This is a genomic window from Acidovorax sp. GW821-FHT10A04 (genome assembly GCF_059415825.1).
The window spans coordinates 591,575-604,538 of sequence record NZ_JBWKNZ010000002.1 but is presented as its reverse complement, the minus strand read 5'-3'; the positions used below and the strand labels follow the sequence as shown (position 1 = coordinate 604,538).

The window sequence follows — 12,964 nt, the reverse complement described above, 5'->3', positions numbered from 1 at the left end:
AGAACCAAGGGGCGTTCACCGTGTTCTGCCCCATTCCGAAGCACCGCCGTCGCATTTCGCACCCCGGTGGTGCAACCAGGAGCACCAACATGCAGCAGCAACCATCCACACCGCCCTCCCAGGACGCCGGCGCCATCGTCGAAGAGTTCCTGCGCCTGGTGATGATTCCCGACCCCGTGGCAGCCAGCCGCTTCGTCGCACCCGGCCTGGCCATCCGCTTCACGGGCGGGCGCCCCATGCGCCAGCCGGCCGAGTGCAGCGCCTTCAACGCCACGCGCTATGCCTGGGTGAAAAAGAAGTTCGAGAGCACCGACGTCGTGGCCGGTGCCACCCACGAAGAGGCCGTGGTCTACAACACCGGCACGCTCTACGGCGCCTGGCCCGATGGCACGCCGTTCGAGGGCAACCGCTATGTGGACCGCTACGTGCTGCAGCGCGGCCTGATCGCGCGCATGGACGTGTGGAACGACAGCGCCGAATGGCTGCTGGTGCGCGCCGGCCTGGCCGCGCCCTGGTCCACACCAGAGGCCGGCGCATGATCACCAGCATCTATGGCGACGGACCGCTGCCCACCCATGGGCGCTTCGGCTACACGCCCATCACCCGCCGCCCCGACTACACCTGGCCGAACGGCGCGCGCCTGGCGGTCTACCTGGGCTTCAACCTGGAGCATTTCGCCTTTGGCGGCGGGCTGGGTGCGCGCATCGGCCCGGCCTCGCCCGAGCCCGACGTGCTCAACTACAGCTGGCGCGAGTACGGCAACCGCGTGGGCGCCTGGCGCTGCCTGGAGCTGTTCGACCAGCTGGCCCTGCCAGCCGGCTGCATTGTGAACACCGCGCTGTACGACCACTGCCCCGAACTGCTGGCCGCCTGCGCAGCGCGCGGCGACGAGCTGATCGGCCACGGCCACACCAACTCCGAGCGCCAGGGCGATTTCGCCGAGGCCGAGGAAGCCGCGCTGCTGGCCGCCTGCCGCGAGCGCATCGCACAGGCCAGCGGCGGCGCGCCTGCGGGCTGGCTCTCGCCCTGGATCTCGGAGAGCCCCACCACGCCCGACCTGCTGGCCGAGGCCGGCTACCGCTACACCCTGAACTGGGCGCACGACGACCAGCCCGTGCCGATGCGCACGCGCAGCGGCCAGCGGCTGTGGTCGATTCCCTACCCGCAGGAGCTCAACGACATCCCGATGATCATTGCGCGCCAGCTCGACGGCAAGGATTTCGCGCAGATGATCGTCGACAACTTCGACGAGATGCTGCAGCAGTCGGCAGCCCAGCCGCTGGTCATGGGCATCGCCCTGCACCCCTACCTGGTGGGCCAGCCCTACCGGCTGCGCCACCTGCGCCGCGCGCTGGAGCATGTGGCCCGCGCACGCGACGCCGGTGCCATCTGGTTCACCACGCCCGGCGCCCTCTGCGAGCACGTGGATGCCCTGTTCCCCTCTGCCTGAGCCCCACCCCATGCACAGCCCCATCGCTTCCCCCGGCCTGCCCTTCACCGACACCGCCAATGCCTGGGTGCCGCACGGCCACTTCGTGATCGAAGGGGCACCCCACGGCCCCCTGGCCGGCCTGCGCTTTGCCGCCAAGGACGTGTTCGACGTGGCGGGCCAACCCACGGGCGCGGGCAACCCCGCCTGGCTGGCCAGCCACCCGGTGCCCGCGCGCCACAGCGCGCTGGTGCAGCAGCTGCTCGACGCCGGCGCCACGCTGTGCGGCAAGCTCGTCACCGATGAGCTGGCCTACAGCATCCATGGCCACAACCTGCACTACGGCATGCCGCTCAACAGCGCCGCGCCCAAGCGCATCCCGGGCGGCTCGTCGAGCGGCTCGGTCGCGGCCGTGGCCGCGCGGCTGGTGGACTTTGCGCTGGGCACCGATACCGGTGGCTCCACCCGCGTGCCGGCCAGCTACTGCGGCGTGTGGGGCCTGCGCACCACGCACGGCCTGGTATCGCGCGCCGGCCTGGTGCCGCTGCACGACAGTTTCGACACCGCGACCTGGTTCGCGCACGATGCCGCCACCTTCGAGCGCGTGGCCCAGGCCCTGCTGCCGGCCACCCCCTTTGCGGCCGTGCGCGCATTGCAGCTGCAGGATGCGGCCGCCGAGGCCGATGCCGAGGTGGCTGCGCTGCTGCCCCGGGTGGGCGAAGTGCTCGCCACGCTCCTGCCCCAAGGGGTGGGTACGGCCACGGCAGCCCAGGGCAGCTCGCTGGAGGACTGGCGCCGCCACTATGTGGCCTGGGGTGCCCACGAGGCCTGGCAGGCCCACGGCGCATGGATCAGCGCCAACGCCCCCGGCTTCGAGGAGGCCATTGCGGGACGCTGGCAGGCCGCGTCAGAGGTCACGGCCGAAGCCGCCGGCGCGGCGCGTGCCGCAGGCCTGGCGGCGCGCGCCCAGGTGCGCGCACTCGTCGGCAGCGGCACGGCGCTGGTCCTGCCCTCGGCGGCCAGCGTGGCGCCGCTGCGCAGCGCCGCAGGCGCCGAGATCGACGCTATCCGCGCACGCACCCTGCGCATCTGCTGCATTGCCGGGCTGGCCGGGCTGCCGCAGGTGAGCCTGCCGCTGGCCACGGCCGGCGGCCTCCCGGCAGGGGTGTCGCTGATCGGCCCGGCCGGCAGCGACCTGGCCCTGGTGCGTCTGGCCATAGAGGTCTGGCAGGCGCTGCAGGACGGCGCACGCTGAAGGCGCGACAATGGGGGCAACAACATCCGCCGGACCGCGCGACGACAGACAGCAGCCGATCCGGGCGAACACCATGGCCACCAAGACAACTCCCCGCGCTGGCGCCAGGCCGCCGCGGGCCACCCCCTCGATCACCGCTCCTGCGGTCGTGCCGCTCAAGGCGGCCACGCCGCTGCAGGAAAGCGAGCTTCCCGGCCTGCCGGGACTGCGCACGGGCGACGACGTGGAGACACGCATCTACAACACCGTGTACGAGAGCGTGATGACCCAGCGCCTCACGCCCGGCACCAAACTGCCCGAGGCCTCGCTGTGCGAGCTGTTCGACGTGCGCCGCGCCACCGTGCGCAAGGTGCTGCAGGCGCTGGCGCACGACCACATCGTGGAGTTGCGCCCGAACCGCGGCGCCATCGTGGCCGAGCCCACGCCCGAGGAGACGCGCCAGGTGTTCGAGGCGCGCCGCGCGCTCGAAGGCTCCATCGTGCGCCTGGCCACGCGGCATGCCACCCCCGAGGACATCGCCTCGCTGCGCCAGCAGCTGGAGGAAGAGCACCACGCCATGCACCGCTTCACCCAGCCCGCCTGGGCACGGCTGGCCAGCGCCTTCCACCTGCGGCTGGCCGAGCTGTCACGCAACCCGGTGCTGCAGCGCTACCTGATGGAGCTGGTGTCGCGCTGCTCGCTGATCGTGGCGCTGTACGAGCCGCCCGGCAAGGCCTCGTGCGAACACGAAGAGCATGCGCGCGTGGTCGACCTCATCGCCCAGGGCGACGCCGACGGCGCTGCGCGCGAGATGGAAGCCCACCTGCTGGCGCTGGAGCACAGCATCACGCTGCAGCAGGAGCGCAGCGACAACAACCTGGCGCGCATGCTCGGGATGGCCTAGCTCTTTTCTCAGCCCTCGGTGGCCTGTGAGCGAGCCAGGCGCTCGCTCTGCCAGTACACGTCGTCCCCGCCATCCATGCGGTTGAGCACGCGGGCCAGCACGAACATCAGGTCCGACAGGCGGTTCAGGTACTGGCGCGGCGCGTCGTTCAGGGTCTCTTCACTGCCCAGGCCCACGACCACGCGCTCGGCGCGCCGGGCCACGGTACGGCACACATGGGCCTGCGAAGCGGCGCGCGTGCCGGCCGGCAGGATGAACTCCGCCAGCCTGGGCAGCGATGCATTGTAGTGCGCCAGCGCCTCGTCGAGCTGCAGCACGGCCTCGGGCTTGAGCAGTTCGTAGCCCGGGATCGACAGCTCGCCGCCCAGGTTGAACAGCTGGTGCTGGACCTGCACCAGCAGGCTGCGCACGTCGTCGGGCAGGGGCTCGCACAGCAGCAGGCCGATGTGGGAGTTGAGCTCGTCCACGTCGCCCATGGCATGCACGCGCGTGCTGTTCTTGGACACGCGCTGGTCGTTGCCCAGGCCGGTGGTACCGGCGTCGCCCGTGCGGGTGGTGATGGCGCTGAGTCGATTGCCCATGGAAGTCTCCTGTGCGCAGCGCCTGCAGGGAGTTCGGCAACGCTGGTCGGTGAATGGGGGGGATGCCGACGCAGGTGCACGGCACCCTCCTCGGCAGGCATGGGCGGTATTGTCATCCATCGCCGCACACGGGGCGCACACGGGGGGCTGGGGAACAGGCGTGAAAGCGCCATTGAAAACGCAAATGCAGTGAGCGCCACCGTGCCCCTGAAAGGCAGGTGTCACTTCACTGCATCGCGAAATGGGGTGCGGGCATTGCGCCACCCGCGGGGCGGGGCCGGTGGGTGGCACCCGCCCCAGGGCGGATGCCAGCCACACCGGATTCATCGGTCGCCATGGCGGCGATCACTGGACCGTGGCGCGGCGGTTGGCGGCGTCAATCTCGGCGGTGGAGACCAGGCCGTTCTTGGCGCTGGACTGCATGCCGGCCCAGGCGTCGGCATGGTAGCGGTCCCATTCGGCGCGCGACACCATGCCGTCGCCGTTGGCGTCCATCAGGCGGGCGTTGGTCTTCTTTTCAGCGTTGGCAGCGGCCTTGCCGCCAGCAGCGGTAGCATCGATTTCAGGGGCCGGAGCGCCCTTGCCCATGCCGGCTGCGGGGTTAGCCACGGCGACCGACGAATTGGCCTTCTTGTTGTCGACCTTGTTCTGTGCGGAGGTGGCGGCTGCGCCACCCGATGCGGACGGGCTCACTTCGGCGGGGGTCTTGCCCACGCCAGCGGGGGCCTGTGCCAATGCAGCACTGCAGGCGAGAACAGCCAGGGAAGCGATGAGGGTGTGCTTGGTAGTCATGGGAGAGTCCTTGTCAAAAGAAGAGCGTTGATTGCTCTGGGTCCATTGTTCAGGCCCGCCGTGGGCGGGGCTGTAGGACTTGCGCAGGGACTGGCGTGGGACTCCGGGCGCCCTGGCTCGGGCCTGCTTGGGCGCAATCGGCCAGGCGTCCTACACCAAGAGTTACACCGGGCAGGCAAATGTAGGCGCGCGCAACAGCAGGCAAAATGACTGGATGCCCGATGCCATCTGCGGTGCAATGGCAGCCTGTCAACTTCGGAGCACACCACCCATGAAGACCCCAACGACCCTGAACACCAAACCGCTCAAGGCCGCCCACCCCTTCGATGCCAGCAGCGCCCTGCTGTTCGCCGTGCTGTCCATCGGTGCCATCACAGCCGCGCCCTCCGCCCATGCGCAGAGCGCCACCAACAACCCGCCGCTGACCGCCCCGGCCAACGCCACGCGGCCTGCAGCACCCAGCCTGGGAGTGACCCCGCCCATCCCCCACAGCGCCACCACCCCATCGCCCGCCCTGGCGCCACAGCTCGGCGGTACGGCCGGCACCACCCAGCAGGTGCAGAACTCGCAGGCCGGCGTCGCCTTTGCGCGCGCCGATGCCAACCGCGATGGCCAGTTGAGCCCGCAGGAGGCCGTGATGCTGCCCGCCATCAGCGAGAAATTCGAGGCGCTGGACCGCAACAAGGACAAGTTCCTGTCGCTCGAAGAGTTCGCGCTGGCCACCAAGTCCTGACCGGGCCCTCCCTTCATCCACCCCAAGGCACGCTGCGGCGTGCTTTTTTGCGCCCTGCCCGTGCCTTCAGTCGTGCAGCGACGAAAGGAACTGCTGCAGTTCGGGCGTCTTCGGGCTGCCGAAGAGTTCGGCAGGTGTACCGGTCTCGTGCACGCGGCCCTGGTGCATGAAGACCACGCGGTCACTGACCTTGCGCGCGAACGCCATCTCGTGCGTGACCATCATCAGCGTCATGCCTTCGAGCGCGAGCGACTCCACCACGCGCAGCACCTCGCCCACGAGCTCGGGGTCCAGCGCCGAGGTGATCTCGTCGCACAGCAGCACCTGCGGCTCCATGGCCAGCGCGCGCGCGATGGCCACGCGCTGCTGCTGGCCGCCCGAGAGCTGGTCGGGCATGGCGTCGAACTTCTCGGCCAGGCCCACGCGTTCGAGCAGCTGGCGCGCCTGCTCGGCCGCGGCCTTGGCGTCGCGCGCCTTGACCAGCGTGGGTGCCAGCATGATGTTGCGGCCCACGGAGAGGTGCGGGAACAGGTTGAAGTTCTGGAAGATCATGCCCACCTGCTGGCGCAGCGTGCGCATGGCGGCAGGGCTTTCGTGCAGGAGCTTCTGGCCGTTGACGCTGAGCGCGCCCTCCTGGAACACCTCCAGGCCGTTCACGCAGCGCAGCAGCGTGCTCTTGCCCGAGCCGCTCTTGCCGATGATGGCGATCACCTCGCCGCGCTGCACCTTGAGGTCGATGCCCTTGAGTACCTCGTTCGTGCCGTAGGACTTGCGCAGCGCCGTGATGTCGACGATAGGGCGGCCCGGCACGGGTGCGGTGGCCGCGACAGCATCGATCGTTTCAGTGCCGGTTGCCATGGAGTTTCCTTTCGAGGGATTGCGCCACCAGGCTCACCGGGAAGCACAGGGCAAAGTACAGAAGGGCCACGCAGGCGTAGACCAGGAAGGGCTTGTAGGTGGCGTTGGAGATCATGCTGCCGGCCTTGGTCAGCTCCACGAAGCCGATCACCGAGGCCAGCGCCGTGCCCTTGATGACCTGCACCAGAAAGCCCACTGTGGGCGGCACGGCGATGCGCAGCGCCTGCGGCAGCACCACGTGGCGCAGCTGCTCGCGGAAGTTGAGCGCCAGGCTTTGCGCGGCCTCCCACTGCCCCTTGGGGATGGACTCCACACAGCCGCGCCAGATCTCGGTGAGGTAGGCGCTGGTGTAGAGCGTGAGCGCGAAGGCAGCCGCCGTCCACGGCGAGGTCTTGATGCCGAACAGGGCGATGCCGAAGTAGGCCAGGAACAGCTGCATGAGCAGCGGCGTGCCCTGGAAGACCTGCACATAGGCACTGATGGCGCGCTGCGCGCCGCGCAGTTTGGACAGGCGCAGCACCAGCAGCGCCAGGCCCACCAAGCCGCCGCCGATGAAGGCGATGAGCGACAGGCTCACCGTCCAGCGCGCGGCACCGAGCAGGTTGCGCAGGATGTCCCAGATGCTGAACTCAACCATGTCGAATTACCTTCCTACGAGGAAACGCGCGCCCACCCAGACCAGCAGGCGCCGGGTGAGCATGGACAGCGCCAGGTACACGATGGTGGCCACGATGAAGGCCTCGAACGCGCGGAAGGTGTTGCTCGAGATCAGGTTGGCCGCATAGCTCAGCTCGGGCGTGGAGATCTGGCCGCACACCGCCGAACCGAGCATGACGATGATGATCTGGCCCACCATCGAGGGCCACACCTTCTGCAGCGCAGGCGGCAGCACCACGCGGCGAAAGGTCTGGCCGGGCGTGAGGGCCAGGCTGGCAGCGGCCTCCACCTGGCCGCGCGGCGTGGCCTCGATGCCGGCGCGGATGATCTCGGACGAGTAGGCGCCCAGGTTGATCACCATGGCCAGCACCGAAGCGAGCTCGGGCGAGAGCTTGAGCCCCAGCGCCGGCAGCCCGAAAAAGATGAAGAACAGCTGCACGATGAACGGCGTGTTGCGCACCAGTTCCACATACGCGGCCACGGCCCAGCGCAGCGCCGCCGGGCGCGGGCCCAGGTTGCGCGCCCGGGCCCAGGCACAGGCCGTGCCCAGCACCAGCCCCAGCACCGTGCCCACGAGGGTGAGCCCTATCGTCCAGGCCACGCCGCGCAGCAGCAGGGGCCACTGCGAGAACACGGCAGAGAAATCCAGTTGGATCAGCATGGTGCGGTTGCCCCGCAGCGCTCGTCACGCGGCGGGCCTGTGCAAGGTGGGTGGAGTGCGCGCGGGCCTCAGGCAGCGTGGGGCTTATTGCGGCAGATCGCCTGCAGGGCGGCCCAGCCACTTGCTCGACATCTTGTCGATGTCGCCGGACTTCTTCGCCTCGGCAATGATCTCGTTCACGCGCAGGCGCAGCTTGTCCTCGCCCTTGGCCACGCCGATGAAGTTGGGGCTGTCCTTGAGCAGCAGCTTGTACTCGGTGGCCAGGTTGGGGTTCTTGACCATGATGGTGCCGGCCGTCGATGCGCTGGTGGCAATGGCCTGCGTCTGGCCCGAGACGAAGGCCGAGATGCTGCCCGCATGGTCCTCGAAGCGCTTGACGTCCACGCCGGGGGGCGCGACCTTGGCCAGCTCCTGGTCTTCCATGGCGCCGCGCGTCACGGCCACCGACTTGCCGGCCAGGTCGGCAAAGCTCTTGATCGACAGGCTCTTGCTCGCGAACACGGCCTGGAAGAAGGGCGCGTAGGCCGCGGTGAAGTCGATCACCTTCTCGCGGTCGGGGTTCTTGCCCAGGGTGGAGATCACCAGGTCGGCCTTCTGCGTCTGCAGGTAGGGGATGCGGTTGGCACTGGTCACGGGGATCAGCTCGACCTTCACGCCCAGCTTGGTGGCGATGTAGCCGGCCATCTCCACGTCCAGGCCCTGGGGCTTGAGGTCGGTGCCGACAAAGCCATAGGGCGGGTAGTCGGTGGGGATGGCGATCTTGATTTCCTTGGCCTTGAGGATGTTGTCCAGCGCGTTCTGCGCATGCGCGGCAGGGGACAGCAGCGCTGCGGCCGACAGGCCGGCGGCGGCCAGCAGGCCCAGGGTGGAACGGCGGGTGGTGGCACGGGGGGTCATAGCAGGGCTCCTAGGTAGGTAGATGCGTCGTCGGACGGTGGGGGAACGGATTTTTTGGCGGCCGCCTTGCGCGGGGCGCGGCCCTTGGCAGGGGTAGCAGGGGCTGCCGCCTCGGGCGCGGCAGCGCTCTTGCGCACCGGCGCCAGCGCGTCGCGCAGCTCGGCCAGCGGGTCGTGGGCTGCCTGCAGGCGCAGCGCGTCCTGCACGGTGCCGATGTGTTCGGACATGAGGGCCTCGGCGCGGGCGATGTCGCCGGCCTCCAGCGCCTCGACGATGCGCACGTGGTCGGCGCAGGACTGGGCTGCGTCGTGCGAGGACTGGTAGAGCATGGCGATCAGCGTGGTGCGCGCCGTGAAGTCGCGCAGCGTGTCGGCCAGCAGGCTGTTGCCCAGGCACTCGGCCAGGCAGACGTGGAAGTCGCCCAGCAGGAAGCTGCGCGCCCCCACGTCGCTGCCGGCCAGGGCCGCCTTCTCGCGCTGCAGGTGGTTCTTGAGCTGGCGCACGGCCGCCTTGTCCACCGACTTGAGCTGGTGCAGCAGGCCGAGTTCGATCACGCGCCGGGCCTCGAAGGCCTCGCGTGCCTCGTCCTCGGAGGGTTCGATCACGTACCAGCCGCGACGCGCGCTCACGGTAACGATGCCGCGCGTGGACAGCCGCGTGAGCGCCTCGCGCACGATGGTGCGGCTGCAGTCGAACAGCATGGCCAGCTGCTGCTCGCCCAGGCGCGAGCCCGGGGCCAGCTTCTGGGCCATCACGGCTTCGATGATGCGGTTGCTGATGTCGGTGGCGGAAGTCATTGACACCACCTTTGCAGCTTTCGTGCCAACTGGTATACAAGCACAATGCACCAGCTTGGCGCACCAATGGGATGCGCAGGCAGCGCTCGCCGCACTACGGCGGCGCACACGGCAGTCGGGTTCTGCTTGGCCCGCCCCGCGTTTGGGCACACCGCCCTAAAATGAATCCCACACCAGATTCCGCCCGGAGACACGCCATGAACGCCCCCACCGCCGCCTCGCACCTGCTGCCCGAAATCCACCTGCGCGAGGTGCCCCAAGCGCTGATCGATGCGCTGCAGGCCCGTTTCGGTGCCCGGTGCTCCCTGGCCCAGGCCGTGCGCGAACAGCATGGGCGCGACGAGGGCTCGCTGCAGGCGCCGCCGCCCTCGGCCGTGGTGTTTGCCGAAAGCACGCAGGACGTGGCCGATGCCGTGAAGCTGGCCGGTCAATACGAGGTGCCGGTGATCCCCTACGGCGCGGGCTCCTCGCTCGAAGGCCACCTGCTGGCCGTGCAGGGCGGCATCAGCATCGACGTCAGCCGCATGAACCAGGTGCTCAGCATCGATGCCGAGGACCTCACCGTGACGGTGCAGCCCGGCATCACGCGCAAGGCGCTCAACGACGCGATCAAGGACACGGGCCTGTTCTTCCCCATCGACCCCGGTGCCGACGCCAGCATCGGCGGCATGTGCGCCACGCGCGCCAGCGGCACCAACGCCGTGCGCTACGGCACCATGCGCGAGAACGTGCTGGCGCTGGAGGTGGTGACCGCCAGCGGCGAGGTCATCCGCACCGGCACGCGCGCCAAGAAGAGCAGCGCCGGCTACGACCTCACGCGCCTGATGGTGGGCAGCGAGGGCACCCTGGGCGTCATGACCCAGATCACGGTGCGGCTGTACCCCCTGCCCGAAGCCGTGTCGGCCGCGATCTGCTCGTTCCCGAGCATCGAGGCGGCCGTGCGCACCACCATCCAGACCATCCAGCTCGGCGTGCCGATCGCGCGCGTCGAGCTGATCGACCACAACACCGTGCGCATGGTCAACGCGCACAGCAAGCTCGGCCTGCGCGAAGAGCCGATGCTGCTGATGGAGTTCCACGGCTCGCCCTCGAGCGTGAAGGAGCAGGCCGAGACCGTGCAGGAGATCGCCAGCGAGTTCGGCGGCAATGCCTTCGAATGGGCCAGCACGCCCGAGGAACGCACGCGCCTGTGGACCGCGCGGCACAACGCCTACTTCGCCGCCGTGCAGAGCCGCCCGGGTTGCCGCGCCATCAGCACCGACACCTGCGTGCCCATCAGCCGCCTGGCGGACTGCCTGCTCGACTCGGTGGCCGAGGCCGACGCCAGCGGCATCCCCTACTTCCTCGTGGGCCACGTGGGCGACGGCAACTTCCACTTCGGCTACCTGCTGGACCCGAACATCCCCGAAGAGCGCGTGACCGCCGAGGACCTGAACCACAAGCTCGTGGCGCGCGCCCTGGCGCTGGGCGGCACCTGCACCGGCGAGCATGGCGTGGGCCTGCACAAGATGGGCTTTTTGCTCGACGAGACGGGCGCCGGCGCGGTGGACATGATGCGCGCCATCAAGCGCGCGCTGGACCCGAAGAACATCCTGAACCCGGGCAAGATCTTCGCGCTGTGAAGGCGGCCGCGAGGCCGTTGCCCCGAGCGCAGCCTGGTTTGCGGGCATAAGTCACACTTTCCCGCAGGGCGGTGCGGTGCACTGCGCCCGGTCTGGCGTATCGTGGCCGATTTCCGGCCTGTCCATCCGCCTGCCATGCACGCCCTCGTCCGTCCCCTGGTCCTGCTCATCGCCCTCGCAGGCAGCCTGTTCTTTGGCGGCCTGCTGGCGGTATCCATCGCCCAGCCGGCCTGGGTGGAACAGACCGCCAGCACGATGATCCGGGCGCAGATCGAGCAGAGGACCGGCGAGAAGGTCGCGGCGCTGGACACGCGCTTCCTCGATGGCAAGGCCCGTGTTCTGCTGCAGGAGCACGAACGCGAGATCGCCGCCGTGCGCAGGGCACTCACCGACGACCTGCCCGCACGCATTGCCGCCATCGCTGCCGAGATGGGCGTCCCTGAATGCGAATGCCGCCGGCGCACCACCGAGCGCATGGCGCTCAAGCTCGGCACCCTGCAGCATATGCAGGCGCAGCTCTCGGACCTGATCCGCACGCAGTACCTGGAGACGGCCGGCAAGCTGCTGCGCGAGCTGCGCATCTTCAGCGGCGCCAATGCCCTGGCCTTCGCCCTGCTGGGCGTGGCCGCTCTCAGGCGCCCCGCAGCCCGGCTGCAGCTGCTGCCTGCGGCGGCCACCTTGCTGCTAGCCACGGCTGCTGCCAGCGGGCTCTACCTGTTCGGCCAGAACTGGCTGCACACCATCGTCTTTGGCGACTATGTGGGCTGGGCGCTGCTGGGCTATATTGCCCTGGTCTATGCATGGCTGTGCGACCTGCTGTTCAACCGCGCGCAGGTGACCGCGAACCTGCTCAGCAGCGCAGGCGGCAGCGTCTCGCCGTGCTGACCCCACGAGACCACCACACCCTACCCATGCGCATCGCCTTCGTCTCCGACATCCACGGCAACCTCGCGGCCCTCGAAGCCGTGGCGGCGGACATAGCCCGCCGCGGTGCCGACCGCGTGGTGAACCTGGGCGACAACCTGTCGGGCCCCCTGCTGCCGCGCGAGACGGCGCAGTGGCTGATGGCCTCGGACTGGCTGTCGCTGGCCGGCAACCACGAGCGCCAGGTGCTGCAATTGCGCCCGGGCCACGGCGGCGCATCGGACCAGTACGCGCACAGCCAGCTCACCGAAGCCGAGTTCGCCTGGATGCGCAGCCTCACCCACACCCTGCGCCTGGACGAGAACGTGCTGCTGTGCCATGGCTCGCCGCGCAGCGACCACGAGTATCTGCTCGAAACGCTGGACGGCTCCACGGTGCGCGCCGCCACCCCGACCGAGATCGACGAGCGCCTGGCGGGCCAGTACGCCCCGCTGATCGCCAGCGGCCACACGCATGTGCCGCGCCAGGTGCGCCTGGGTGCCGGTGTGCTGCTGCTCAACCCTGGCAGCGTGGGCCTGCAGGCCTACGACGATGACCACCCCGTGGCCCACAAGGTGGAGAACGGCACGCCTGACGCACGCTACGCCATCGCGGAGTGGACTGAGCGGGGCTGGGCGGTGGAGCACCACCTGGTGCCCTACGACCATGAATCCATGGCCGTGCTGGCCGATCGGAACGGCCGACCCGGGTGGGCGCACGCGCTGCGCACGGGAACCATGCCGGAATGAAGCACCCCCTGAGGCGCTTCGCGCCTTCCCCCTCTCTCATATTGCTTCGCAATCTGGGAGGGGGACGCCCCCAGTGCGGCGGGGCGGCCCTTGCACGGGGGCACTGGCCCTGGCCGCGCCAGTTTCAAACGCAATAGATTCTTGCTG

15 protein-coding genes are annotated in these 12,964 nt (G+C 69.4%); 8 read left to right on the top strand and 7 right to left on the bottom strand.

From position 1 onward, the window contains the following. The first annotated feature begins 89 nt into the window (after nt 1-89). From AC07PF_RS07200 to AC07PF_RS07185, 4 genes are all read left to right on the top strand, one after another. Nucleotides 90-539, top strand: a complete 450-nt coding sequence (locus AC07PF_RS07200; RefSeq protein WP_494611340.1) for a nuclear transport factor 2 family protein — start codon at nt 90-92, stop codon at nt 537-539. Then, complete coding sequence (locus tag AC07PF_RS07195) at nt 536-1,450, top strand: polysaccharide deacetylase family protein (protein WP_494611339.1); 915 nt, start codon at nt 536-538, stop codon at nt 1,448-1,450. The genes AC07PF_RS07200 and AC07PF_RS07195 overlap by 4 nt, the downstream gene beginning before the upstream one ends. 10 nt (nt 1,451-1,460) lie before the next feature. Next, complete coding sequence (locus tag AC07PF_RS07190; protein ID WP_494611338.1) at nt 1,461-2,684, top strand: amidase; 1,224 nt, start codon at nt 1,461-1,463, stop codon at nt 2,682-2,684. A gap of 73 nt (nt 2,685-2,757) precedes the next feature. Next, on the top strand, nt 2,758-3,567 hold the full coding sequence (locus AC07PF_RS07185) for a GntR family transcriptional regulator (RefSeq protein ID WP_145694241.1): 810 nt from the start codon (nt 2,758-2,760) through the stop codon (nt 3,565-3,567). Nucleotides 3,568-3,575: 8 nt separating this feature from the next. On the opposite strand, the gene AC07PF_RS07180 is transcribed toward AC07PF_RS07185, so the two are convergent. Both AC07PF_RS07180 and AC07PF_RS07175 read right to left on the bottom strand, forming a co-directional pair. Continuing rightward, on the bottom strand, nt 3,576-4,148 hold the full coding sequence (locus AC07PF_RS07180) for a cob(I)yrinic acid a,c-diamide adenosyltransferase (protein ID WP_494603344.1): 573 nt from the start codon (nt 4,146-4,148) through the stop codon (nt 3,576-3,578). A gap of 345 nt (nt 4,149-4,493) precedes the next feature. Continuing rightward, nucleotides 4,494-4,940 carry a hypothetical protein gene (locus AC07PF_RS07175; RefSeq protein ID WP_007856625.1) on the bottom strand — a complete coding sequence of 149 codons (447 nt, stop codon included), beginning with the start codon at nt 4,938-4,940 and terminating at the stop codon, nt 4,494-4,496. Between the two features lie 271 nt (nt 4,941-5,211). Between AC07PF_RS07175 and AC07PF_RS07170 the strand changes: the two genes are divergently transcribed. Then, nucleotides 5,212-5,673 (top strand): hypothetical protein, encoded by a 462-nt coding sequence (locus AC07PF_RS07170; RefSeq protein WP_007856627.1) that lies wholly within the window; start codon nt 5,212-5,214, stop codon nt 5,671-5,673. Between the two features lie 66 nt (nt 5,674-5,739). Here the strand turns inward: AC07PF_RS07170 and AC07PF_RS07165 are convergent, their stop codons facing one another. From AC07PF_RS07165 to AC07PF_RS07145, 5 genes are all read right to left on the bottom strand, one after another. Further along, nucleotides 5,740-6,531 (bottom strand): amino acid ABC transporter ATP-binding protein, encoded by a 792-nt coding sequence (locus AC07PF_RS07165; RefSeq protein ID WP_494611337.1) that lies wholly within the window; start codon nt 6,529-6,531, stop codon nt 5,740-5,742. Then, complete coding sequence (locus tag AC07PF_RS07160) at nt 6,515-7,168, bottom strand: amino acid ABC transporter permease (RefSeq protein ID WP_145694238.1); 654 nt, start codon at nt 7,166-7,168, stop codon at nt 6,515-6,517. Before AC07PF_RS07160 ends, AC07PF_RS07165 begins: the two co-directional genes overlap by 17 nt. 6 nt (nt 7,169-7,174) lie before the next feature. Then, on the bottom strand, nt 7,175-7,849 hold the full coding sequence (locus AC07PF_RS07155) for an amino acid ABC transporter permease (protein WP_007856630.1): 675 nt from the start codon (nt 7,847-7,849) through the stop codon (nt 7,175-7,177). Between the two features lie 84 nt (nt 7,850-7,933). Continuing rightward, on the bottom strand, nt 7,934-8,746 hold the full coding sequence (locus AC07PF_RS07150; protein WP_494611336.1) for a transporter substrate-binding domain-containing protein: 813 nt from the start codon (nt 8,744-8,746) through the stop codon (nt 7,934-7,936). Next, nucleotides 8,743-9,543, bottom strand: coding sequence for a GntR family transcriptional regulator (locus AC07PF_RS07145; protein WP_007856635.1), 801 nt, complete (start codon nt 9,541-9,543; stop codon nt 8,743-8,745). Before AC07PF_RS07145 ends, AC07PF_RS07150 begins: the two co-directional genes overlap by 4 nt. Before the next feature lie 197 nt (nt 9,544-9,740). On the opposite strand from AC07PF_RS07145, the gene AC07PF_RS07140 reads away from it, so the two are divergent. The 3 genes from AC07PF_RS07140 (at nt 9,741) to AC07PF_RS07130 (ending at nt 12,817) form a co-directional block, all read left to right on the top strand. Continuing rightward, nucleotides 9,741-11,165, top strand: a complete 1,425-nt coding sequence (locus AC07PF_RS07140) for an FAD-binding oxidoreductase (RefSeq protein ID WP_007856636.1) — start codon at nt 9,741-9,743, stop codon at nt 11,163-11,165. Between the two features lie 135 nt (nt 11,166-11,300). Further along, on the top strand, nt 11,301-12,050 hold the full coding sequence (locus AC07PF_RS07135) for a hypothetical protein (protein ID WP_494611335.1): 750 nt from the start codon (nt 11,301-11,303) through the stop codon (nt 12,048-12,050). 26 nt (nt 12,051-12,076) lie between these two features. After that, nucleotides 12,077-12,817, top strand: a complete 741-nt coding sequence (locus AC07PF_RS07130; protein ID WP_494611334.1) for a metallophosphoesterase family protein — start codon at nt 12,077-12,079, stop codon at nt 12,815-12,817. Nucleotides 12,818-12,964: the final 147 nt, after the last annotated feature.